Annotated in this window: 27 protein-coding genes; 14 read left to right on the top strand and 13 right to left on the bottom strand. The window is 58.8% G+C overall.

The window, feature by feature from the left end; all coding sequences use genetic code 11:
* Positions 1-13: 13 nt before the first annotated feature.
* On the bottom strand, positions 14-973 hold the full coding sequence (gene miaA / locus WFP06_RS07435; RefSeq protein ID WP_336986585.1) for a tRNA (adenosine(37)-N6)-dimethylallyltransferase MiaA: 960 nt from the start codon (positions 971-973) through the stop codon (positions 14-16).
* On the opposite strand from miaA, the gene serB reads away from it, so the two are divergent.
* Together serB and WFP06_RS07425 are read left to right on the top strand one after the other, a co-directional pair.
* On the top strand, positions 966-1856 hold the full coding sequence (serB, locus tag WFP06_RS07430) for a phosphoserine phosphatase SerB (protein WP_336986584.1): 891 nt from the start codon (positions 966-968) through the stop codon (positions 1854-1856). The two genes, miaA and serB, sit on opposite strands and share 8 nt — an antisense overlap.
* 51 nt (positions 1857-1907) lie before the next feature.
* Positions 1908-2732: a Coq4 family protein gene (locus tag WFP06_RS07425; protein ID WP_336986583.1), complete on the top strand. Its 825-nt coding sequence runs from the start codon at positions 1908-1910 to the stop codon at positions 2730-2732.
* Here the strand turns inward: WFP06_RS07425 and WFP06_RS07420 are convergent, their stop codons facing one another.
* The 4 genes from WFP06_RS07420 to WFP06_RS07405 are packed head-to-tail and all read right to left on the bottom strand — an operon-like array spanning position 2733 to position 6727.
* Positions 2733-3419: a nitroreductase family protein gene (locus WFP06_RS07420; RefSeq protein WP_336986582.1), complete on the bottom strand. Its 687-nt coding sequence runs from the start codon at positions 3417-3419 to the stop codon at positions 2733-2735. It lies immediately after the preceding gene.
* Positions 3416-5635: a phosphoribosylformylglycinamidine synthase subunit PurL gene (purL, locus tag WFP06_RS07415; RefSeq protein WP_336986581.1), complete on the bottom strand. Its 2220-nt coding sequence runs from the start codon at positions 5633-5635 to the stop codon at positions 3416-3418. Before purL ends, WFP06_RS07420 begins: the two co-directional genes overlap by 4 nt.
* A gap of 32 nt (positions 5636-5667) precedes the next feature.
* Positions 5668-6324, bottom strand: coding sequence for a hypothetical protein (locus tag WFP06_RS07410; protein ID WP_336986580.1), 657 nt, complete (start codon positions 6322-6324; stop codon positions 5668-5670).
* 4 nt (positions 6325-6328) lie between these two features.
* A complete protein-coding gene (locus tag WFP06_RS07405; RefSeq protein WP_336986579.1) occupies positions 6329-6727 on the bottom strand; it encodes a DUF2177 family protein in 399 nt (132 codons plus the stop codon).
* 64 nt (positions 6728-6791) lie between these two features.
* Here WFP06_RS07405 and WFP06_RS07400 point away from each other — a divergent pair, with 64 nt between their 5' ends.
* From WFP06_RS07400 to tgt, 9 genes are all read left to right on the top strand, one after another.
* Complete coding sequence (locus tag WFP06_RS07400) at positions 6792-7043, top strand: exodeoxyribonuclease VII small subunit (RefSeq protein WP_336986578.1); 252 nt, start codon at positions 6792-6794, stop codon at positions 7041-7043.
* Positions 7030-7956 carry a polyprenyl synthetase family protein gene (locus WFP06_RS07395; RefSeq protein ID WP_336986577.1) on the top strand — a complete coding sequence of 309 codons (927 nt, stop codon included), beginning with the start codon at positions 7030-7032 and terminating at the stop codon, positions 7954-7956. Before WFP06_RS07400 ends, WFP06_RS07395 begins: the two co-directional genes overlap by 14 nt.
* The gene (gene coaD / locus WFP06_RS07390) at positions 7956-8483 is read left to right on the top strand and encodes a pantetheine-phosphate adenylyltransferase (protein ID WP_336986576.1); all 528 of its coding nucleotides are present in this window, start codon (positions 7956-7958) and stop codon (positions 8481-8483) included. Before WFP06_RS07395 ends, coaD begins: the two co-directional genes overlap by 1 nt.
* Before the next feature lie 80 nt (positions 8484-8563).
* Positions 8564-9271 (top strand): peptidylprolyl isomerase, encoded by a 708-nt coding sequence (locus WFP06_RS07385; protein WP_336986575.1) that lies wholly within the window; start codon positions 8564-8566, stop codon positions 9269-9271.
* A gap of 37 nt (positions 9272-9308) precedes the next feature.
* The gene (gene queA, locus WFP06_RS07380) at positions 9309-10340 is read left to right on the top strand and encodes a tRNA preQ1(34) S-adenosylmethionine ribosyltransferase-isomerase QueA (RefSeq protein ID WP_336986574.1); all 1032 of its coding nucleotides are present in this window, start codon (positions 9309-9311) and stop codon (positions 10338-10340) included.
* Between the two features lie 32 nt (positions 10341-10372).
* Complete coding sequence (locus WFP06_RS07375; protein ID WP_336986573.1) at positions 10373-11305, top strand: ABC transporter ATP-binding protein; 933 nt, start codon at positions 10373-10375, stop codon at positions 11303-11305.
* Entirely contained in the window at positions 11305-12072 is a 768-nt protein-coding gene (locus tag WFP06_RS07370; RefSeq protein WP_336986572.1) for an ABC transporter permease, read from the top strand. Before WFP06_RS07375 ends, WFP06_RS07370 begins: the two co-directional genes overlap by 1 nt.
* A gap of 143 nt (positions 12073-12215) precedes the next feature.
* Positions 12216-12743: an outer membrane beta-barrel protein gene (locus WFP06_RS07365; RefSeq protein WP_336986571.1), complete on the top strand. Its 528-nt coding sequence runs from the start codon at positions 12216-12218 to the stop codon at positions 12741-12743.
* 125 nt (positions 12744-12868) lie between these two features.
* Positions 12869-13993 carry a tRNA guanosine(34) transglycosylase Tgt gene (gene tgt, locus WFP06_RS07360; RefSeq protein WP_336986570.1) on the top strand — a complete coding sequence of 375 codons (1125 nt, stop codon included), beginning with the start codon at positions 12869-12871 and terminating at the stop codon, positions 13991-13993.
* 56 nt (positions 13994-14049) lie between these two features.
* Here tgt and rpsD read toward each other — a convergent pair whose 3' ends face one another.
* Both rpsD and WFP06_RS07350 read right to left on the bottom strand, forming a co-directional pair.
* The gene (rpsD, locus tag WFP06_RS07355; RefSeq protein ID WP_336986569.1) at positions 14050-14664 is read right to left on the bottom strand and encodes a 30S ribosomal protein S4; all 615 of its coding nucleotides are present in this window, start codon (positions 14662-14664) and stop codon (positions 14050-14052) included.
* Positions 14651-14878 carry a hypothetical protein gene (locus tag WFP06_RS07350; protein WP_336986568.1) on the bottom strand — a complete coding sequence of 76 codons (228 nt, stop codon included), beginning with the start codon at positions 14876-14878 and terminating at the stop codon, positions 14651-14653. The genes rpsD and WFP06_RS07350 overlap by 14 nt, the downstream gene beginning before the upstream one ends.
* On the opposite strand from WFP06_RS07350, the gene WFP06_RS07345 reads away from it, so the two are divergent.
* Positions 14877-15188 (top strand): chorismate mutase, encoded by a 312-nt coding sequence (locus WFP06_RS07345; RefSeq protein ID WP_336986567.1) that lies wholly within the window; start codon positions 14877-14879, stop codon positions 15186-15188. The genes WFP06_RS07350 and WFP06_RS07345 overlap by 2 nt on opposite strands.
* On the opposite strand, the gene WFP06_RS07340 is transcribed toward WFP06_RS07345, so the two are convergent.
* The 5 genes from WFP06_RS07340 to WFP06_RS07320 are packed head-to-tail and all read right to left on the bottom strand — an operon-like array spanning position 15185 to position 18419.
* Positions 15185-15922, bottom strand: coding sequence for an RNA methyltransferase (locus WFP06_RS07340; RefSeq protein WP_336986566.1), 738 nt, complete (start codon positions 15920-15922; stop codon positions 15185-15187). The two genes, WFP06_RS07345 and WFP06_RS07340, sit on opposite strands and share 4 nt — an antisense overlap.
* Positions 15915-16400, bottom strand: a complete 486-nt coding sequence (gene nrdR / locus WFP06_RS07335) for a transcriptional regulator NrdR (protein ID WP_336986565.1) — start codon at positions 16398-16400, stop codon at positions 15915-15917. The genes WFP06_RS07340 and nrdR overlap by 8 nt, the downstream gene beginning before the upstream one ends.
* Positions 16401-16634 (bottom strand): hypothetical protein, encoded by a 234-nt coding sequence (locus WFP06_RS07330; protein WP_336986564.1) that lies wholly within the window; start codon positions 16632-16634, stop codon positions 16401-16403.
* Between the two features lie 11 nt (positions 16635-16645).
* Entirely contained in the window at positions 16646-17959 is a 1314-nt protein-coding gene (glyA, locus tag WFP06_RS07325) for a serine hydroxymethyltransferase (protein ID WP_336986563.1), read from the bottom strand.
* 1 nt (position 17960) lies between these two features.
* A complete protein-coding gene (locus tag WFP06_RS07320) occupies positions 17961-18419 on the bottom strand; it encodes an RpiB/LacA/LacB family sugar-phosphate isomerase (RefSeq protein ID WP_336986562.1) in 459 nt (152 codons plus the stop codon).
* A gap of 110 nt (positions 18420-18529) precedes the next feature.
* Between WFP06_RS07320 and WFP06_RS07315 the strand changes: the two genes are divergently transcribed.
* Positions 18530-19033: a hypothetical protein gene (locus WFP06_RS07315; protein ID WP_336986561.1), complete on the top strand. Its 504-nt coding sequence runs from the start codon at positions 18530-18532 to the stop codon at positions 19031-19033.
* Positions 19030-19650: a sterol desaturase family protein gene (locus WFP06_RS07310; RefSeq protein WP_336986560.1), complete on the top strand. Its 621-nt coding sequence runs from the start codon at positions 19030-19032 to the stop codon at positions 19648-19650. The genes WFP06_RS07315 and WFP06_RS07310 overlap by 4 nt, the downstream gene beginning before the upstream one ends.
* 20 nt (positions 19651-19670) lie before the next feature.
* Here WFP06_RS07310 and rpoD read toward each other — a convergent pair whose 3' ends face one another.
* A complete protein-coding gene (rpoD, locus tag WFP06_RS07305; RefSeq protein WP_336986559.1) occupies positions 19671-21677 on the bottom strand; it encodes an RNA polymerase sigma factor RpoD in 2007 nt (668 codons plus the stop codon).
* Positions 21678-21687: the final 10 nt, after the last annotated feature.

Below are 21687 nucleotides of genomic sequence, written 5' to 3'. Positions count from 1 at the left end.
ATCGTGTCAATGCCTAATTATGTAATAATGCATCAAAATAAAGCTCTAATGCGCAATTATGAGACTCGTCCGTCGGCCAATCTGCGGGCGGCTGGTTGCGAAACCAGGTATATTGCCGTTTGGCATATTGCCGGGTCGAAAGCTGGCCTGCGGCAATCATCGCCTCGCGCGTCAGTTCGCCGTCCTGCCAGGCGGCAATTTCGCGCACCCCGATGGCGCGCATCACGGGCAGCGCGGGGTCGAGACCGCGTTTCATCAGAGCGGCCACTTCTCCGGCTGCGCCATTATCCAGCATGGCGACAAACCGTTCGTCGCAGCGGGCCTGCAATTTGCTGCGGTCAGGCCGCAGGATCAGCGGGTACAGGGATACATCACCACTGATGCCGCCAGCCATTTCGCCGTGCCATTGCGCCATTGTCCTGCCGGTGGATCGGACCACTTCCAGCGCGCGGCAAGTGCGCGATGTGTCCGCCGGGGCAAGCCGCGAAGCGGATCGGGGATCTTCGCTTTCCAGCGCTTTGCGGGCGGCGGACTGCGGCAGCGCGCGAACGGCCGCGCGAATTGCGGGATCGATTTGCGGAATGGGCGCAATCCCGTCGAGCAGGGTTCGTATATACAGCCCTGTCCCGCCCACCAGTATCGGCACACCGCCGGAAAGCTGCACGTCAGCGATTGCGCGCTTTGCCTTCGCGGCCCAATCTGCCGCGGAGCACGCGGTCGCTCCGTCCCAGCTGCCGAACAGGCGGTGTTCGATGCCGCCCATTTCCTCGGCAGATGGGCGTGCGCTCAAGACCGAAAGACCGGCATAGACCTGCGCGCTGTCGCAATTGATTATCGTTGCCGTTCCGCCGCGCGCTTCCACAGCCTTCGCCAATCGGACCGCCAAATGGCTCTTGCCGCTCGCGGTCGGCCCTGCGATGAGCGCCAGCGGCGGCCGGTCGCCGGGAATTTCAGGAGTTTCAGACATGCTCATTGCGCGGCTGATAGCAGATGCAGGGGGGCTTGAGGCAAGGCTCGATAAAGCAGTGCGTGATTTGGCCGCAGAAGGCATGGTTGTTGCAGAGGCCGGCATGCTCGATTTTTGCGGCGATGTGCTGCAATTAAGCCTGCCCGGCGGTGACGCGGGCGTGCTGCGGCGCGTTATAGACGAAAATTTCGTGCCGTCCGACTTGCTGGTCAGCGAAACCGATATCCGCATTCCGCAATTGCTGGTGTCCGACATGGATTCGACCATGATCAAGGCCGAGTGCATTGACGAGCTGGCCGATTTCGCCGGACTGAAAGAGAAAATCTCCGCCATTACCGAACGGGCCATGCGCGGTGAAATCGAATTCGAAGCCGCCTTGCGAGAGCGGGTCGGATTGCTCGAAGGGCTGGCGGAGAGCGCAATTGGCCAATGTCTGGCCGAACGGATCGAACCGATGACGGGGGCCAGAACGCTTGTCGCGACTCTGCGGTCAAAGGGATGCCGCACTGTGTTGGTGACAGGCGGTTTTCATCATTTTGCCGATCCGGTCGCACATGACCTTGGTTTCGACCATGTGGCGGGCAACCGCTTGGCGGTGGCGGACGGTACATTGACCGGCGAACTGGAGGGGCCGATCAGCGATGCTTCGACCAAGGAACAGACACTGCGCGCCGAAATGGCGAAGCTGGGCGACAATGCCGTGTCGCTGGGGCTGGGCGACGGCGCCAACGATGTGCCGATGCTGAAGGCTGCCGACTTCGGGCTGGCGTTTATGGCGAAACCGGTGGCCCGCACGCGGGCGGATGGCTGGATTGATCGGGGTGATCTGACCGCAGTGCTGAAACTGTTTGGTATCCCGCAAAATGAATGGGTTGCAAAACAGGATTGACTTTCAGCGGTCATTGCTTATTAACACTTGTGTAAGTAAGCGGAGGACATCATGACACAGGCACTCACAACTCCGACCATCGGCACCGCGGCTGAAACCGGCCCGGACGGTACGCTATTGTTCCACCCTGACCGCCCGCTGCTGCGTAAGCGCCCGATCAAGGCATGGAACCACTTTCGCGAATTGCTGAAGGACAAGGAGAATACCGCCGAGGTATTCAAGATTTTCGAATCCCTGCCTTCGAGCGACCTGATCCCGCGCGCGCGCAAATTCAACCTGAGCGAAGAAGGACAGCGCATCCGTGCCAGCGAGCCCTATCTGCCGCCAATGCTCGACGATCATGACGCCTTGCGCAAATTGCCCGAAGGCAGTGTGGCCCACGCCTATCTGCATTTCATGGAAAGCCAGGGGCTGAGCGCAGCCGGACTGGTAGCCGAATATGACCAGTTCATGGGTGACCGGCCCTTGTTTGGCGATTTGTTCGAATGGTATCTCAACCGCTACCGTGACACGCATGATTTGCTGCACGTGTTGACCGGATACAGCCGCGATGCGCTGGGCGAACAATGTGTGCTGGCGTTCACCTATGGCCAGAATGGCGGGCTTGCCAATTTGTTTATCGCCTATGCCGGCGGATTCAACATGCGCAAGACCGTGAACAGCAAGGCACCGGTAATCGCTGCGGTTCGCGAAGCGCAAAAGCAGGGCAAGGCCTGCCCGCGTATCGCCGATTTGTCGATCAGGGAATTGCTGGCGCGGCCGCTTGACGAAGTCCGCAAGGAATTCAACATCACGCCGCCGGTGACATACGAAAAATGTCACGCAATCTGGAAATCGGAAGGTATAAACCCCTACGATTTGCTGCTGACGGCTTGATCAGAGCCAGCTGGCGATTTGCGTCAGCGGTTTTTTCTTCAGCGCATGATCGGGCACCATCGCATCGGCTGCGGCATGGCCTGCGACCACGATCATCAGCGCCTTTTCATCTTTCGGGCGCTCGCAAATATCGCGCAGGAACCCCATGGGTGAGGGCGTGTGCGTCAGCGTGGCGAGGCCCGCTTCGTGCAATGTAGCAATCAGCATTCCGCAGGCAATTCCGACGCTTTCGTTCACGTAGTAATTCTGCGTTTCGCCGTCTTCCGCAAGCCCGCCCTTGCGCTGGGCAAAACAGACGATCAGCCAGGGCGCGGTTTCGAGAAACGGTTTTTTGTCATCGGTCCCGATGGGAGCAAGCGCGGCGAGCCAATCGTCGCTTGCTTTGGGATCATTTCCGTCCACGCCGTAGAACCTGCGCTCCTCCGCCTCCGCCGCCTCGCGGATCGCGCGTTTTTTATCCGCTGAACCAATCACCGCGAAATGCCATGGCTGATGGTTGGCGCCATTGGGCGCGGTACCGGCGGCGCGGATAGCGTTTTCAATAATTTCACGCGGCACCGGCGCGTCGGTAAACTCGCGGCACGAGCGGCGCATTTTCAGCCGCTCGAATGCAGCCTTGGCGCGGGCAATTCGCTCTTCGTCCGAGAGTTCGGGCAGTTTGGGGTAGGGCTGGAAGCCTTCGCTCACGTAGCCATCCAGTCGCGGAAGAAGCTGTCGCTGGCCTCGCGGAGGTCGGCGAGCGGGACAGCACTGGCGGAGAACGGACCTTCGAAAACGATGGCATCGCCGCCGGTATAGCCCAGCGCGGTGCAATATAGTCCCTTACGGTGGGCCTCTGCCGCAACCTGCGCGCCGTTCATCGAAGTGACGATATAAACCCCCTGGATTTCATTGAACCATTCGGCAGCGACATCGTAGATCGAATCCAGTTTGCACCCGATGCCGCCCGCCAGCGCCATTTCGGCACAGGCCACCGCCACCCCGCCATCGGACACATCGTGCACCGACCAGATCAGCGCGCTGTCGATCAACTGGCGCACCAGTTCGCCCGCGGCGCGTTCGCGCGAAAGATTGACCTGCGGCGGATCGCCCGCCTGGATACCGTGCAGTTCCTTCAACCAGAGCGATTGGCCCAGATCGTGCGTGCCGTCGCCAATCAGCAGGATTTGCAGATCGGGCGCAGCAAATCCGGTGCGGGCCATTTTGGAGTAATCCTCCAGAATTCCGACCCCGCCAATCGCGGGTGTCGGCAAAATCGCGCTACCGCCGCCGGTGGCCTTGCTTTCGTTATACAGCGACACGTTTCCGCTTACGATCGGGAAATCGAGCGCGCGGCAGGCTTCGCCCATTCCTTCAAGACAACCGACGAATTGCGCCATGATTTCAGGGCGCTGCGGGTTGCCGAAGTTGAGGCAATTGGTGATCGCCAGCGGCCTTGCGCCGACTGCACACAGGTTCCGATACGCCTCTGCCACCGCCTGCTTGCCGCCTTCATAGGGATCGGCATAGCAATAGCGCGGGGTGCAATCGGTGGTCATCGCCAGCGCCTTTGGTGTGCCATGCACACGCACCACGGCCGCGTCGCCGCCGGTTTGCAGCGTATCCGCGCCGACCTGGCTGTCATATTGCTCCCAGATCCACCGCCTGCTGGCGAGCGCAGGGCTGGCCATCATCTTGAGCAAATCCGCGCCAATGTCGGTGCTTTCGGGAATATCGCCCAGCGGTTTGACCTTCGCCCACACCTTATATTCCTCTTTGGACACATAAGGCCGCTCATATTCGGGTGCATCGCCGGCCAGTGGCCCCAATGGAATGTCGCATACCGTCTCGCCTTCGAAGATCAGCTCCATCCGCTGCGTATCGGTGACTTCGCCGATCACCGCGAAATCCAGCTCCCACTTGGTGAAGATCGCCTCGGCCATGGCTTCCTTGCCGGGTTTCAGCACCATGAGCATCCGCTCCTGGCTTTCGGACAGCATCATTTCATACGGCGTCATGCCCTCTTCGCGGCAGGGGACCGCGCTCATGTCCAGCCGGATGCCGGTCTTGCCATTGGTCGCCATTTCGACGCTGGAGGAGGTCAGCCCCGCTGCGCCCATATCCTGGATCGCCACGATGGCATCGGTTGCCATCAATTCCAGACAGGCTTCGATCAGCAGTTTTTCGACGAAGGGATCCCCGACCTGCACTGTGGGGCGCTTTTCCTCGATATCGTCGCCGAAGTCCGCGCTGGCCATGGTCGCACCATGAATTCCGTCGCGGCCCGTCTTGCTGCCGACATAGACGATGGGATTGCCCACGCCGGTCGCCGCGCTGTAGAAAATCCTGTCCTGATCCGCGACGCCCACGGTCATCGCATTGACGAGGATATTGCCGTCATAGGCGGGGTCGAAGTTGGTTTCGCCGCCCACTGTCGGCACGCCCACGCAATTGCCATATCCGCCGATACCCGCGACAACGCCCTTTACAAGATGTTTCATCTTGGGGTGATCGGGGCGGCCAAATCGCAACGCGTTGAGGTTTGCGACCGGCCGCGCGCCCATGGTGAACACATCGCGCAATATGCCGCCAACGCCCGTCGCCGCGCCCTGGTAAGGCTCGATGTAGGAGGGGTGGTTGTGGCTTTCCATCTTGAAGATCGCCGCCTGATTATCGCCGATATCGATAACACCGGCATTTTCGCCCGGACCGCAAATTACCCAAGGGGCCTGCGTGGGCAGTTTCTTCAGGTGGAAGCGCGATGATTTATAGCTGCAATGCTCCGACCACATGACAGAGAATATCCCAAGCTCGACCATATTGGGTTCGCGCCCCAAGGCGTGAAACACACGCTGATATTCTTCTTCGTTGAAGCCGTGCTGTTCGACGACTTCAGGTGTGATCTGCTTTGCGCTGTCTGACATGCGCGGGCTTTAGCGATGCCCGCGCGGAGTCGCTACCCCCGTGCCGCCAGATGCTTGCGGGTTCTCCCCACCCACATCGCGATGAGCGTGATCAGGGCAAAGGCCGCCATCCCCGCGATAAACAACGCAGGTCCAATGACGGTGGGTTGCGGCCCGAACCAGCTGATCATCTGGAACAGGAACAGCACGGCGCCCAGAACCAGCACCGGTCCGACAGGCCCGCGTGTGCGCTTATGATACCAGAACAGTGCGCCAAAGGTGATCGCCAGCTCAAGCGGGATTTCTATTGCAGGGTAATTCCACAAGCCGAAGCCGAGTTTGGGCCCGCCGCCCGCCAGCGTCAGATCAGGCCGGTGCACCAGCAGATCCAGCACCCAGTGAGAAATGACCACAGCGCCGCCGACCAGTGCGGCTTGCTTGTCCCTGCTAAACGCAAAAATCAGCGCCGCAAACGCAGCCGCCCATCCCAGGGTGCCCAGCAGGCTGTGGGTAAACGGCATATGATAAAGGTCCATCGGGTTCATCACAGTGATGCCGGGGACGATCCGCATTTTCTCGATGCCCAGTAAGGCGAACACGGCAAAGCCCCAGTCAACCAGCTGGGCGGCGATGAACAGCGTTCCCAGCTTTGGCGCACGGGGGCTGACAGCCGCCGCCGCCAGCGCGGGCGCCCAATGACCTATAAACACCCGCTCAGCTCAATTTCATTGCGGCCCACGCGCCAATGCTGCTGGCAACCGCGGTGGCAAAAGCGCCCCACGCTATGTCGGCGACAGTGATGCTGGTGGACCATGTTTTCAGGACGGCCTGACTGGTCAGATCGTAAGTCGCGTAACACAGGCCCCCCAGCAGCGCGCCGTTAAGCGTGGCGGTGAGCACGTTGCCCGACAAAATTCCCGGTTTGATCGCAAACCAGACCATTCCCGCAATATAGATTGCGTAAAACACCAGCGCAGGCGCCATGCGGAAATTTTCCGCCAGCATATCGCCCAGTTTCGGGCGATAGAAATTGGGTCCGGCCCAACCGAGCCACATCGCGTCCAGCACACCGAAGGCAATCGCTGCGGCAATATAGGCGACAATCCACTGCATAGGTCTTTCTCCTGTTAGCGCGCAGCTTGACCGCGCGGCTCTGTCTGGTCAATGCTTTGCCGCAATGACCCAGCCCGAGAACGACATTTCGCAAATGACCTTCGAAGACGCATTGCGCGCGTTGGAGGAAGTCGTCCGCAAGCTCGAAAGCGGTGAAGTTGCGCTGGACGATTCCATCGCGCTGTACGAACGCGGCGAGAAACTGCGCGGGCATTGTCAGGCGCGGCTGGACGCGGCGCAGGCACGGATCGACAAGATTGTCACCGGACCGGACGGGAAACCTTCGGGGACCGCGCCGTTCGATGCGGAGGGCTGAACCGGTGCCGGTAGCCGAAGTCGAAAGTGATATTCTGGCCGAGGGCCTGCGAAAGATCCAGGCCGAGGTCGATTCCGCCTTCGACGGTTTCCTGCCCGTTCCCGACGATTCGCGTGCCAGACTGTTTGATGCCATGCGCTACGCCGCGATCGGCGGCGGCAAGCGTGTGCGGCCGCTACTGGTTGTTGCTACGGCGGAATTGTTCGGCGTCAACCGTGCTGCCGCATTGCGTGCCGGCTGCGCGATCGAGGCGATCCATGTCTATTCGCTGATCCATGATGATTTGCCGTGCATGGATGATGACGATTTGCGTCACGGCAAGCCGACGCTGCACCGCGAATTCGACGAAGCGACAGCGGTGTTGGCGGGCGATTCGCTGCACGCGCTGGCGTTTGAAATCCTTTCCGCAACCGAAACCAGCGGCGATCCGTTTACCCGCGCCGAACTTGTCTCTGTGTTGGCGGCTGCCAGCGGGATGGACGGTATGGCGGGCGGGCAAATGATGGATATCGCGGCGGAAGGTGCGGATTACGATCTGCATACCGTCACCCGGCTACAACAGTTGAAAACCGGCGCATTGCTGGGCGCGGCGGTGGAAATGGGCGCGGTGCTGGGGAAAATCGCACCTGAAGGTCGCAGCCATTTGCGGGCGTATGCGCGCGATATCGGGCTGGCTTTCCAGATTGCCGATGATTTGCTCGATCATGAAGGTGATGAACAAAAGGCCGGTAAAGCGCTGCGTAAGGACGAATTGCAGGGCAAACAGACTTTCGTGTCACTGATGGGCGCAGACGATGCGCGCCGGCAGGCGCGCGCACTGGTTGAACAGGCGGTTGGCCATCTTGGAGCTTACGGCGAGGAAGCGGACCTGCTGCGCGCACTGGCCAGATATATCGTCGAAAGGGACCGCTGATGGGCAAGATTTCCAACGCAATCCGGATCGGCGTTTATCCCGGCACGTTTGATCCGGTAACGCTTGGCCATGCCGACATAATCCGCCGCGGCGCCAAACTGGTTGACCGGTTGGTTATCGGCGTGACGACAAACCCGTCAAAAAGCCCGATGTTTTCAACCGATGAACGGCTGGATATGGTCCGCCGCGAAGTGGCCGCTCTGGGGATCGACAACGTCGAAGTCGTCGGTTTCAACGCGCTGCTGATGAAATTTGCCGCCAAACAGGGCGCAAGCGTGATCGTGCGCGGTCTGCGCGCGGTGGCCGATTTCGAATATGAGTACCAGATGGCCGGAATGAACCAGCAGATCGATGACGACATCGAGACGGTTTTCCTGATGGCCGACGTGTCGCTCCAGCCGATTGCTTCGAAACTGGTCAAAGAAATTGCCTTGTTCGGCGGTGACATTGCACCGTTCGTCAGCAAACAGGTGTGTGAAGATGTGAATGCGCGGGTTGAGAAAACCGGGCGCCTGGGCGATTACTAGCTGCGTCAAACCGTTCATTGCAGCGACAGAGCATCACGGCTAGATGACCAACAAATATTCTTAACGTTGCAGGAAATCCAATGTTCAAACGCCTGATTGTAACGGGTTTTGCCCTTTCGCTGTGCTTCGCGCCGGGTGCCGCTTTTGCGCAGGACGTGCCTGTTGCCGATGCGGCTGCCGATGTTGCTGTCGAAACGGCAGAGGTGCAGCGGGCGCTGGCCCCGATCAATTATAATGTGCAGGAAGACCCCGAAAACCTGCTTCTGCTCGATTTGTCGAGCGGCGGACGCGTGGCCATTCGGCTCATGCCCGACTGGGCTCCTGCGCATGTGGAACGCGTGAAAACGCTTGCCCGCCAAGGGTTTTACAATGGCGTGATTTTCCACCGCGTGATTGATGGTTTCATGGCGCAAACCGGTGATCCTACGGGGACCGGGCAGGGCGGCTCGCCGCTCCCTGATCTCGCCGCAGAATTTAACAAGAAGCCGCATCTTCGCGGCACTGTATCGATGGCCCGTGCCCAATCCGAAGACAGTGCCAACAGCCAGTTCTTCCTGGTCTTCTATCCGCGTTTTTCACTTGATGGAAATTACACAAATTTTGGCCGTGTGATCAGCGGAATGGAAATTGTCGATGCAATAAATCGGGGCGAACCGCCGCAGAATCCGGATCGGATCGTGCAGGCGTCGATTGCAGCCGATAATCTGCCGCTGCCCGTCGCCCGACCGGCCATCACCCCGGTGCAGGAAATCACCGCTGACATGCTGACCAATTCACAAGGTTCCTGATCTGGTCAGTTGCGGCAACCGTGTCTAAAGGCGCGGTATGCGTGTTGACCTGTTCGATTTTGATCTCCCGCCTGAAAATATAGCTTTGCGGCCGGTAAGCCCGCGCGATGCCGCGCGGATGCTTGTCGTGCCGGCACAGGGCGATTTCGGTGATGCCCATGTGGGCGATTTGCCCGCCCTGCTGCGGCGCGGTGATGTACTTGTATTCAACGATACACGCGTGATTCCCGCGCGGCTGGAGGGGCGGCGCGGTGATGCAAAAATCGGCGCGACGCTGCACAAACGTGTGGATTTGCGCCGCTGGCAGGCATTCGTGAAAAACGCCAAACGGCTACGTTTGGGGGAGCGGGTCGAATTTCCCGCCGGCGTCAGCGCGATAGCCGAAACACGCCTCGCTGATGGCAGCTTTATTCTGGCGTTCGGCGGAGACGAGCCGGTCGAAGTGTTGCTGGAACGGGCAGGCAAGATGCCGCTGCCCCCGTATATCGCCGGAAAAAGGCCGACGGACGAGCGTGATCTGACCGATTATCAGACCATGTTCGCGCAGGCGGATGGCGCAGTTGCCGCCCCCACCGCCGCGCTGCATTTCACTCCTGACCTGATTGCCGAACTCGCGGATGCCGGAATCGCCACGGAAATGCTCACGCTGCACGTTGGGGCGGGCACATTCCTGCCGGTGAAGGCTGACGATACCGACGACCACCTGATGCATGCCGAGTTTGGCCGGATCGATGCCGCCACTGCACGCCGGCTCAACGCGGTCAGACAAAACGGCGGGCGATTGATTGCTGTGGGCACGACAGTGCTGCGATTGCTGGAAAGCGCGGCCGATCCGCATGGCGTGATCCACAGCTTTGAAGGCGATACGAGTATATTCATCACCCCTGGCTACCGGTTTCGCGCGATCGACGGGCTGATGACGAATTTCCATCTGCCCAAAAGTACGCTGTTCATGTTGGTCAGCGCGCTGATGGGGCGCGAACGGATGCAGGCTGCTTATGCTCACGCGATTGCGGGCGAATACCGTTTCTACTCCTACGGCGATTCGTCGCTGCTTATTCCCCGCTAGGCGGGGGCTGCATTCTGCCTTAGCAAGGTGTCATGGAAACAATCCTCGATATTCAGGGCCTGACGAAAACATTTTCCGGCGGGCTGACAGCGCTTGATTGTGTCGATCTGCAGATCAAGAAGGGCGAAATTTTTGCACTGCTGGGGCCTAACGGTGCGGGCAAAACCACGCTGATCGGGGCGGTATGCGGGTTGGTCAGGCCAACGTCGGGCACGATCACCGCGTTTGGCGACGATCTGTCGCGCAACTGGCGCCGCGCGCGGGCGCGAATCGGGCTGGTCCCGCAGGAACTGGCCACCGATATGTTCGAGCCGGTTTATCGCACAGTCGCCTATTCGCGCGGGTTGTTCGGTTTTTCGCCCGATACTGCGAAGATCGAGCAGATTTTGCGCTCGCTTTCACTGTGGGACAAGCGTGACGAGCAAATCCGCAACCTGTCCGGCGGCATGAAGCGCAGAGTGCTGATTGCCAAGGCGCTCGCGCATGAGCCGGAACTCCTGTTCCTCGACGAGCCGACAGCCGGCGTCGATGTGGAATTGCGCCGCGAGATGTGGCGGCAGATCGGCCGTTTGCGCGAGGGCGGCACAACCATCATTCTCACCACGCATTATATCGAGGAAGCCGAGGAAATGGCTGACCGCGTGGGTATCATCAGGCAGGGCCGGATTTTGATGGTTGATGAAAAATCGGCGATGATGGCGCGCCTTGGCCGCACCGAGGCGATTATCGATCTCGCCATGCCGCTATCCGAAATGCCGGCTGCGATAGCCGAATTTCCCGTCACCATCGCCGATAACGGGTTGCAGATTTGCTATCGCGGCGGTGACGGGACCGGCAAAGGAAAAGAGGAAGTGGCCGCGTTGACAAAGGCGCTGACGCTGGCGGGTATCGATTACACGGGGATCGATATCCACGAATCCAGCCTCGAAGACATTTTCGTCGATCTGGTGGAGGAGCGCGGCTGATGTATTTCAATTTCCGCGGGATGTGGTCGATATACAAACGGGAAGTCATGCGCGCATTACGCACCGCATTTCAGTCAATTCTGGCGCCGGTGCTTACGACATCGCTCTATTTCATCGTATTCGGTGCTGCCATCGGCTCGCGCATGGAAGCGGTGGACGGCGTCAGCTACGGCGCATTTATCGTGCCCGGCTTGCTGCTTTTGACTTTGCTGAGCGAGAGCACGTCCAATGCCAGCTTCGGGATTTATATGCCGCGGTTCACCGGCACGATTTACGAGCTGTTGTCCGCCCCGGTCGGTGTGGCCGAAACCTTGGTGGGGTTTGTCGGCGCAGCAGCGACCAAATCGCTCATTCTGGCAGCAATTATCCTGACAACGGCCATGCTGTTTGTGGATTATTCCATCGCGCATCCCGTGCTGGCAATCGGGTATATTATGCTGGTTGCGGCCGCATTTTCGCTGTTCGGATTTATACTGGGAATATGGGCGGACAGTTTCGAACGGCTGGGCATCATCCCGCAACTGTTCCTGGTCCCGCTGACATTTCTGGGCGGGACATTCTATTCGATCGACATGCTGCCCGAACCGTGGGGTACGATCGCCATGTTCAATCCGATCGTCTATCTGGTAAATGGCCTGCGCTGGACATTTTACGGCAGTTCGGATGTCGACATATGGGTGTCGTTTGGCCTCACCATCGGGTTCCTGACCGTCTGTATTGTTGTCATCAGCTATATATTCAAAACCGGATGGCGGCTCAGGGCGTAAAATCCGGCAGAGTGTTGCAAGCGTAAGACACTTTTCGATTCGTTCATTTGAGCGCAATATTCCATTCACTCCTGTGCAATCTGCGCAAGCGCAATAGGTGTTTGGCTGCAGAATCGGCCCACGATAAAAGATTGGAATAAACAATGAACTCGAAGATTTTTCTCGCAATCGGCGCTGCGGCGCTTGCCTCTGTTCCGGCAGTAGCTTCGGCGCAAGACGCCGGCCCCGCACAACCTTATATCGGCGCATCTGCCGGCTATCACGATCTTGGCATCGGAAGCGACATCAAGGACGACGGCGCGATTTTCGGCGGTCTCGCCGGGATTGATGTTCCTATCGGCGGCGATCTTTCGATCGGCGGCGAAGTGAACTATCACATCGGTACTGGCGCTATCGACAGCGAATATGGCGCTGCCGGACGTCTCGCTTACAGCGTAAACCCCAACACCAAGGTTTATGTTCGTGGCGGATATCAGGAAGTCAAACTCGACCTTGAAGAAATCATCGGTGCGCCGGTTCCCGCCGGCATTGATACATCCGACGGTGACTTCCTTGTGGGTGCTGGCGCTGAATTCGGCGTTGGCGCATCCGGCATGAAGCTGCGTCTTGGCGTGGACACCGTATCGTTCGATTCGACCCGCGCAACTGCCGGCCTGCTGTTCTCGTTCTAAGAGACTGAAGCGGCTAATTTCGGGGCCGGTGCTGCAACTCGCAGTACCGGCCCTTGTCATATGTATCGTGCCTTGGCTGAAGATCGCACTGGCGGCAGCGAACGTGCCGCGTTAATGCGCCGGCCATGACATCGCGCTTTAATTTTTCAATCTCGGCGACTGATGGCGCCGCGCGCGCCGGGGCAATCACGATGCGCCGCGGCACGATCCGCACGCCAGCATTTATGCCCGTGGGGACCGCTGCGACAGTGAAAGCCATGAAGCCGGAGAATGTGCGCAGCACCGGCGCCGATATTATTCTTGGCAACACTTATCACCTGATGTTGCGGCCGGGCGCCGAACGGCTTGCCAAGCTGGGCGGGCTGCATAAATTCATGAACTGGGATCGCCCGATCCTGACCGATAGCGGCGGTTATCAGGTGATGAGCCTGTCGGATCTGCGCAAGCTGACCGAGGACGGCGTCCAGTTCCGCAGCCATCTTGATGGTTCCAAGCATATGCTCACGCCTGAGCGATCGATGGAGATCCAGCGTCTGCTCGGGTCCGATATCGTCATGGCATTTGATGAATGCCCGCGCGCGGATCAACCGCGCGATGTGATCGCGCGCTCGATGGAGATGAGCATGCGCTGGGCGCAGCGCAGCCGCGACGCGTTTGATGATGGCGGCAATCATGCGCAAATTTCTGCGCTGTTCGGCATCCAGCAGGGCGCGCTCGACGAAGATTTGCGAAGGCATAGTGCAGACGCGCTACGCGGTATCGGCTTTGATGGCTATGCCATTGGCGGGCTGGCCGTGGGGGAAGGGCAGGAGGCGATGTTCGCGACGCTTGATTTCGCGCCGGGACAACTGCCCCAGGACGCCCCGCGTTATCTGATGGGTGTGGGCAAGCCCGACGATCTGGTGGGCGCGGTGGAACGCGGCGTCGATATGTTCGATTGCGTTTTGCCAACCCGTTCAGGCAGAAATGGCCAGGCGTTTACCTGGCAGGGCCCGCTCAACCTACGCAATGCGCGCCATGCCGAAGATCTGGCGCCGCTGGACGAAAGCTGCCCGTGTCCGGCCTGTTCCCGGTACAGCCGCGCCTATTTGCATCATTTGCAAAAATCGGGTGAAATATTGGGCGCGATGCTGATGACCGAACACAATCTGACTTTCTACCAGCAACTGATGCAGGCCATGCGGGACGCGATCGGCGATGAGCGGTTTGCCGCATTTGCGGCAAGGTTCCGTGCGGATTATCTGGGCTAAACAAAAAGGGCGGCCCCGCAGGACCGCCCTCTTGACTGTATTTGGTGCGTAACCGGTTAGCGCGAGTAGAACTCGACAACCAGATTGGGTTCCATCGTTACCGGATAAGGCACTTCATCAAGTTTCGGTACGCGGGTGAAGCTGACTTTGTCGTTACCATCGGGCGCGACATAATCGGGAATTTCACGTTCGGGCAGGCTTTGGGCTTCGATAACCAGCGCCATTTCCTGCGCCTTGGCGCTCAGGCTGATCACATCACCAACATCGATGCGGCGTGACGCGACGTTGCATTTGACGCCGTTCACCAGAATGTGGCCGTGGCTGACGATCTGGCGGGCGGCAAAAATCGTCGGAGCGAACTTTGCACGGTAAACCACCATGTCCAGACGGCGCTCGAGCAGACCGATCAGGTTCTGGCCGGTATCACCCTTGACCTTGGTCGCTTCGGTATATGTGCGGCGGAACTGTTTTTCCGTGACATCGCCGTAATAACCCTTGAGCTTTTGCTTGGCGCGCAGCTGAAGGCCGAAGTCGGAAACCTTGCCCTTACGGCGCTGTCCGTGCTGGCCGGGGCCGTAATTACGGCGGTTTACGGGGCTGTTGGGACGGCCCCAGATGTTTTCGCCCATGCGGCGGTCAAGTTTATGCTTCGAGCTTTTACGCTTCGACATCGAATGTCTCCAAAATGCTATCGCTACCCGTTGGTAACGCTTTAACCCGGTATCGCTCCGCCATGATATTGCATGGCGCGGCCACCGCTTCACCGGGATGCGGGACCAATTGCGAAGGCGCGCGTATAGCCTGTCTGGCGTTCAGGTCAAGCAGTGCATTTTGGTGCGCGGCGCTCTCGACAAAGGCGCGCTTTCGCGCCACAGGACCGCGCATGGAAGAAGCTGTCAAACTCCCCGAAGATTGTGCCGATATGGCGGACGTGCGCAACGGTGTCGATGCGCTCGACCGAGAGCTTGTCGCGCTGCTTTCCACGCGTTTCGGATATATGCGCGCCGCTGCCAGGATCAAGCAGGACCGCGGTACAGTGCGCGATGAAACGCGCAAGGCTGCCGTCATCGACGCCGTGCGCCGCACCGCTGAATTACGCGGCCTGCCCGCTGATGCAATTGCGGACATATGGGACCGGCTTGTAGAAGCGTCTATCGCTTACGAACTGGACGAATGGGATGCGATCCGCGCCTAATTTTCCGCATTCTGGCGCAATTTCCGGCCCAGATGGTTCAGCACCCCGCGCATTGTCCGCACTTCGAGGTGGTTCCAGCCCGGTTTTGTAAGCACGGTCCGCAATGTCCGGCGCGTCGCCGGCTCGCGGTCTTGCGGGAAAAAATATCCGCATGGCTCCAGCAAATCTTCGAAATGTGTGATCAGACCCTCAAGGTGCTCTTGGGGCGCGGGGGCGAGCATATCTTCCGCGGTCGGCTGCACCAAAGCGCGATTTTTCGACCATTCATAAGCACACAGGATTACCGCCTGCGCCAGATTGAGCGACGGGAAATCCGGATTGATCGGGACGGTCAGGATCGACCGGGCAAGCGCCACGTCATCCACGTCCAGCCCGCTGCGTTCCGGGCCGAAAAGATAGGCGGATCGTCCCTCGGCTCCCCGAATTTCATTTGCGGCCTGTTCGGGCGTAACGACCGGCTTGGTAACGCCGCGTTTGCGGACTGTGGTCGCATAGACATGCGCGCAATCGGCCACAGCTTCGGCAGTCGTGGCATAGACTTTTGCACCGTCCAGCACTGCGTCGGCGCCCGCAGCGGCGGGGCCGGCGGACGGGTTCGGCCAGCCATCGCGCGGTGTGACCAGCCGCATTTCGGTAAGCCCGAAGTTGAGCATCGCGCGCGCTGCCTTACCGATGTTTTCGCCCAGTTGCGGGCGAACCAGCACGATAACCGGCTGATCGGCCTTGCTACCCATCGCTTTTCTTCGTGCCAGCTTCCTGTACGGAACTGGCGAATTCCTCGAAATCCCTGGCTTCGGTAAAATCGCGATAAACGCTGGCGAAGCGGATATAGGCAACACTGTCGAGCTGGCGCAGGCCGTCCATGACCATTTCACCTATTCGCGTGGACTGGATTTCGTTCTCGCCAGCCGTTTCGACCTGCCGCTGGATCCCAGACACCAGTTGGTCAAGCCTTTCCTGCGCTATGCCGCGCTTGCGCGTGGCGAGGGTCACCGACTGTTCGATTTTCCCGCGATCAAATGCTTCGCTGCGGACATCGCCATTGGCCGCGCTTTTGATCACGGTGACTTCGCGCAGTTGAATACGCTCGAACGTGGTGAAGCGCGCCCCGCACCCTTCACATTGCCGGCGGCGCCGGATCGCAGTGTTGTCTTCAGTCGGTCGCGAATCTTTTACCTGGCTATCGTCATGCGCGCAGAACGGGCAGCGCATTTATTTCTTGATGCGTTTGTAAAACATAAAGCCGGCACCCGCGATCAGCCCGATCGGAAGGCTGATGACAGGCAGGATAGCGCCTGCCAAGGCGCCCACGGCAGCACCGGTCAGAACAGGCTTGGTCGAGGGATGATGCATCCCTTCCTTGGCCATGCCGGACAGTTCGGTTTTTGCAGTTTCGACCCAGTCATTCTTGCCGTCTGGATCGCGGTTCATATCGTCGTTCATCATTCTTCTCTCTGTTATCGGCCCGGATAGACCGGAAATGCTGCGCATAATTCGGCCACCTGGGTCCGGACGCGTTCTTCCACCTGAGCGTCGCCTTCGGGGCCGTTTGTCGAAAGACCTTCTACAACTTCCGCGATCAGAGCGCCAATTTTTCGAAATTCGGCCGGGCCAAACCCGCGCGTGGTGCCGGCCGGACTACCAAGCCTGATGCCGCTGGTGACAAACGGACTGCGCGTATCGTACGGAATGCCGTTTTTATTGCAGGTGAGCCAGGCGCGGTCGAGGCCCTTTTCGGCCGATTTTCCGGTCACATCTTTCGCAGTCAGATCGACCAGCATCGAATGGTTATCCGTGCCGCCGGAAACGATCCGAAGCCCGTTTTCCTCCAGACTGGCAGCCAATGCGCGCGCATTTTCGACAATCGCATGAGCGTAGGTTTTAAAATCCGGGCGTAATGCTTCGCGGAAAGCCGTGGCCTTTGCGGCGATGACGTGCATCAGCGGGCCGCCCTGCAATCCGGGGAATACCGCCATATTGAGCGGCTTTGTCAATTCATCGTCATTCCACAGGATAACGCCTGAACGCGGCCCGCGAAGGCTTTTATGCGTGGTTGTGGTCACAACATGCGCGTGGGGGAAGGGATTGGGATGCGCGCCGCCCGCGACCAGGCCCGAAATATGGCTCATATCGCATAGCAGATAAGCGCCCACTTCATCGGCAATCTCGCGGAAACGGGGGAAATCCCAAACGCGCGAATATGCAGTGCCGCCGCAAATGATCAGCTTGGGTCTATGTTCGCGCGCGGTGGCCGCAACTTCTTCCATGTCGATGCGTTCGTCATTCTTGCGCACGCCGTAAGCGACAGGATTAAACCATTTGCCCGACATGTTGACGGGCGAACCATGCGTCAGGTGGCCGCCTGAATTGAGGTCCAGCCCCATGAAAGTATCACCCGGCTCGAGCAGGGCAAGGAACACGGCCTGGTTCATCTGGCTGCCCGAATTGGGCTGGACGTTGGCAAATTCGCAGCCGAACAATTCTTTCGCCCGGTCGATAGCGAGTGTTTCCACCACATCGGCATATTCGCAGCCGCCATAGTAACGCTTGCCCGGATAACCCTCGGCATATTTGTTGGTGAAAACGCTGCCGGCGGCCTCCAGAACAGCGGTCGAGGCGATATTTTCCGAAGCGATCAGCTCGATCTTGTCCTGCTGACGCGCAAGTTCGTTATCGATGGCCGCAGCGATTTCAGGATCGGCTTTGGCCAGGTCATCATGCCAGAAGCGATGGATAGGGCTTCGTACTGTATCTTCGGGCTGGGTTGCCATTCTATGAAACCTCTGGATTGGAGAGCTTGTCGACTCGGCGCTGGTGGCGCCCGGTTCCGCCGGGGAGGGAATCGGCAAAACCGGTATCGATAAATGCAGTCAGGCACGCCTTTGCCATATCGCTGCCCGTCAGGCGCGCGCCCATCGCGATGACATTCGCATCGTTGTGTTCACGGGCAAGTGCGGCGGAAAGCGGTTCCGACACGAGCGCGCAGCGCACGGCGGGATTGCGGTTGACCGAAATGGAAATGCCAATTCCCGAACCGCATAGCGCGACGCCGCGTTCCGCCGTGCCATCTGCCACGACAGCTGCGAGCCGGTAGCCAAAGTCGGGATAATCGACGCTGCCGGGCGTATTCGGGCCAAGATCAGCGACCTCGTGTCCCTGTTCGATAAGCCACTCGCAAAGCTCGGCCTTCAGGTCGAGCGCAGCATGATCGGAAGCAACGGCGATTTTCATATCAGGGTTATAGGCATTGGCTTTGATTCTCTCCACCCCCGGACTTTGGTTTTCTTGCGATTCACGGATCAGGCACTCCGACGATCGCGCTTCACGCGAAGGGACCGGGGTTGACCGCTAATTTTGAAGAATACCTCAACTCCTTTTTCGGGGATGATCGGCGCCGCAGTTTTGGCAGCGGATGGGTCAGCGGGATTCTGTCCGTCGTGCTGGGCATTCTCGCACTTTGCTCGATATTTGCTGTCCGGTTTCCGCAATGGCTGACCATGCCGGAGTTGAGGGACCGCTATCCTCTTGAACTCGTCCGCTGGGCTATTGATCTGGGTATTCTCGCAGCTCTTCTGCTGGCCGGGTTATCGATGCTATTGCGGCGCAAAAAGGCGCTTGGAATAACCGGCCTATCGCTTGCCGCTGCTGCACTAGCGCTTGGTGCAGGCGATGCACCGCTGGGCAATTCGTCCGGCAATTCGATCTATTTCGGTCTTGACTGGTTTGTGCTTGGCACACTCTCCACTGCCACGCTGTTTGTGCCCCTGGAGCGTGCTTTCCCGCTAAAGCGCGATCAAGGCGCATTCCGACGGATTGGCTTACCGACACCCAGTATTTTTTCATGAACCACGCGCTTGTGCAACTGATGTCTGTGCTGGTGCTGTTGTCCGTCATAAATCTAAGCGGAATGTTGGCGGTCGCAGAGGTGCGGCAATTCGCCATCATGATGCCGCTACCTGTGCAATTCATCATATGTTTGGTGCTTGCCGACTTTACGCAATATTGGGTCCATCGCGCGTTCCATCGCATCCCCGTCCTGTGGCGTTTTCACCGGGTACATCATTCGGTAAGATCAATGGACTGGTTGGCGAGATCGCGCCTGCATCTTGTCGATGTTATCGTTACGCGCGGACTGGTATTGCTGCCGCTGGTTTTGCTGGGCTTCGACAAGCGAGCGGTGTTTGCCTATCTCGGCTTCGTATCGGTCCATGCTGTGTTTATCCATGCCAACTTCGCGCCGCGGCTCGCCTGGCTGGAGCGACTGATCGTGATGCCGCGATTTCACCATTGGCATCACGCGCGCGAACAGAAGGCTATCGACAAGAACTTTACAGTGCATTTGCCATTGCTCGACCGACTTTTCGGCACGAAATACCTGCCCGATGATCAATGGCCATCGGGATACGGGATTGCAGGGCCGCGCGCCGGACGGTTATCTGAAACAGCTGGTGTGGCCGTTTAACCGTTAGGCCCGCCTAACCTTTACTGATCCAGGAACGAGCGCATTTTCCGCGACCGGCTCGGGTGCTTGAGCTTGCGCAGCGCCTTCGCCTCGATCTGGCGGATACGCTCGCGAGTAACCGAGAACTGCTGCCCGACTTCTTCCAGCGTGTGATCGGTGTTCATCCCGATGCCGAAACGCATCCGCAGCACGCGTTCTTCGCGCGGAGTGAGCGAGGCGAGCACGCGGGTAACGGTTTCTTTCAGGTTGGCCTGAATGGCGGCGTCAACCGGAATGATCGCGTTCTTGTCCTCGATGAAATCGCCCAGATGCGAATCTTCTTCGTCACCGATGGGTGTTTCCAGACTGATCGGTTCCTTGGCGATCTTCATCACCTTGCGGACCTTTTCCAGCGGCATCGAAAGACGCTCGGCCATTTCTTCGGGTGTCGGTTCGCGGCCCTGTTCGTGCAGGAACTGTCGGCTTGTGCGCACCAGCTTGTTGATCGTCTCGATCATATGGACCGGAATACGGATCGTGCGTGCCTGATCGGCGATCGAGCGGGTGATGGCCTGACGGATCCACCAGGTCGCATAAGTGCTGAACTTGTAACCGCGGCGATATTCGAATTTATCGACCGCCTTCATCAGGCCGATGTTGCCTTCCTGGATAAGATCAAGGAATTGCAGGCCGCGATTGGTGTATTTCTTGGCGATAGAGATAACCAGACGCAAATTCGCCTCGACCATTTCCTTCTTGGCTATCCGGGCCTCGCGCTCACCCTTTTGCACCATGTTCACGATGCGGCGGAATTCTTCCAGGCTCATGCCCGTGTTGGCGGCAATATCGGCGATTTCAGCGCGGATGCGTTCGACCGCATCGCCCTCTTTTTCGGCAAACGCCTGCCATTTCTTGTCGGTTTTTGCGTTGTCTTTCAGCCAGCTGTCATCAAGTTCATTGCCGATATACGAGGCGAGGAAGTCGGAACGCTTGACCTTGTGACGTTCAGCAAGGCGCAGCATCTGGCCGCCAAGTGCGGTCAGGCGGCGGTTGAAGGCGTAGAGATTATCGACCAGAAATTCGATCTTTGTGGCGTGGAACTGGACGCTTTCGACCTCGGCGGTCAGTTCCTCGCGCATCGCCTCGTATTTCTTTTCCTTGGCCGCAGGATAGTCTTCGCCTTCGCCCATGATATCGACGCGTTCGGCCTGGATCTTCTGGAATTTCTTGAACAGCTTGGTGATGCGGTCGAAAGTGTCGAGCGCCTCGGGCTTGAGCGCGGCCTCCATCTGCGCGAGCGAGAGCGTGTTGTCCTCTTCCTCGTCGTCATCGTCCTTTTTCTTCTTTTCGCCGTCACCATCGTCGCCGTCGATATCGTCTTCGTCTTCGACTTCATCGTCGTCACGGATGGTGGGGCCGGCGGTTTCCTCTGAAATCTCGCCATCATCGGCGGCTTCGTTTTCCTCCTCCATCTTATCGACCGGAGGCTCTTTCGAAAGCATCGCGTCAAGATCGAGGATTTCGCGAAGCTGCATCTCTTCGTCGTTGAGTGCCTGCGACCACTGGATGATTGCGTGAAACGTGATCGGGCTTTCGCACAGGCCGATGATCATCGTGTCGCGGCCGGATTCGATCCGCTTTGCAATCGCGATTTCACCTTCACGGCTGAGCAGTTCGACTGCCCCCATTTCGCGCAGATACATCCTGACAGGGTCATCGGTGCGATCGGTTGCGGCAGGTTTCTTCACCGCGGCAGCAGCAGGTTTTTTGGTCGCGGCACCTTCATTGCCGACAATTTCGGCCGGTCCGTTATTCTTCTTTTCAGCCTCGGCTTCGGCTTCTTCGTCGTTTTCCACGACATTTATGCCCATTTCGGAAAGCGAAGCCATGACGTCTTCGATCTGTTCGGATGTCATCTGATCCTGCGGCAGCGCTTCGTTCAGCTCGTCATAAGTGACATAGCCGCGTTTCTTCGCTTTGGTGATGAGCTTCTTGATTGCCGCACCCTTGAGCTCGATCAACGGGGCATCTTCTTGTTTAGTCGCCATGGATTACGCT

The organism is Altererythrobacter aquiaggeris (assembly GCF_037154015.1).
GTDB classification, from domain to species: Bacteria; Pseudomonadota; Alphaproteobacteria; order Sphingomonadales; family Sphingomonadaceae; genus Aestuarierythrobacter; species Aestuarierythrobacter aquiaggeris.
The sequence above is the reverse complement of the archived record's forward strand: the minus strand, read 5'-3'. Positions and strand labels throughout refer to the sequence as shown.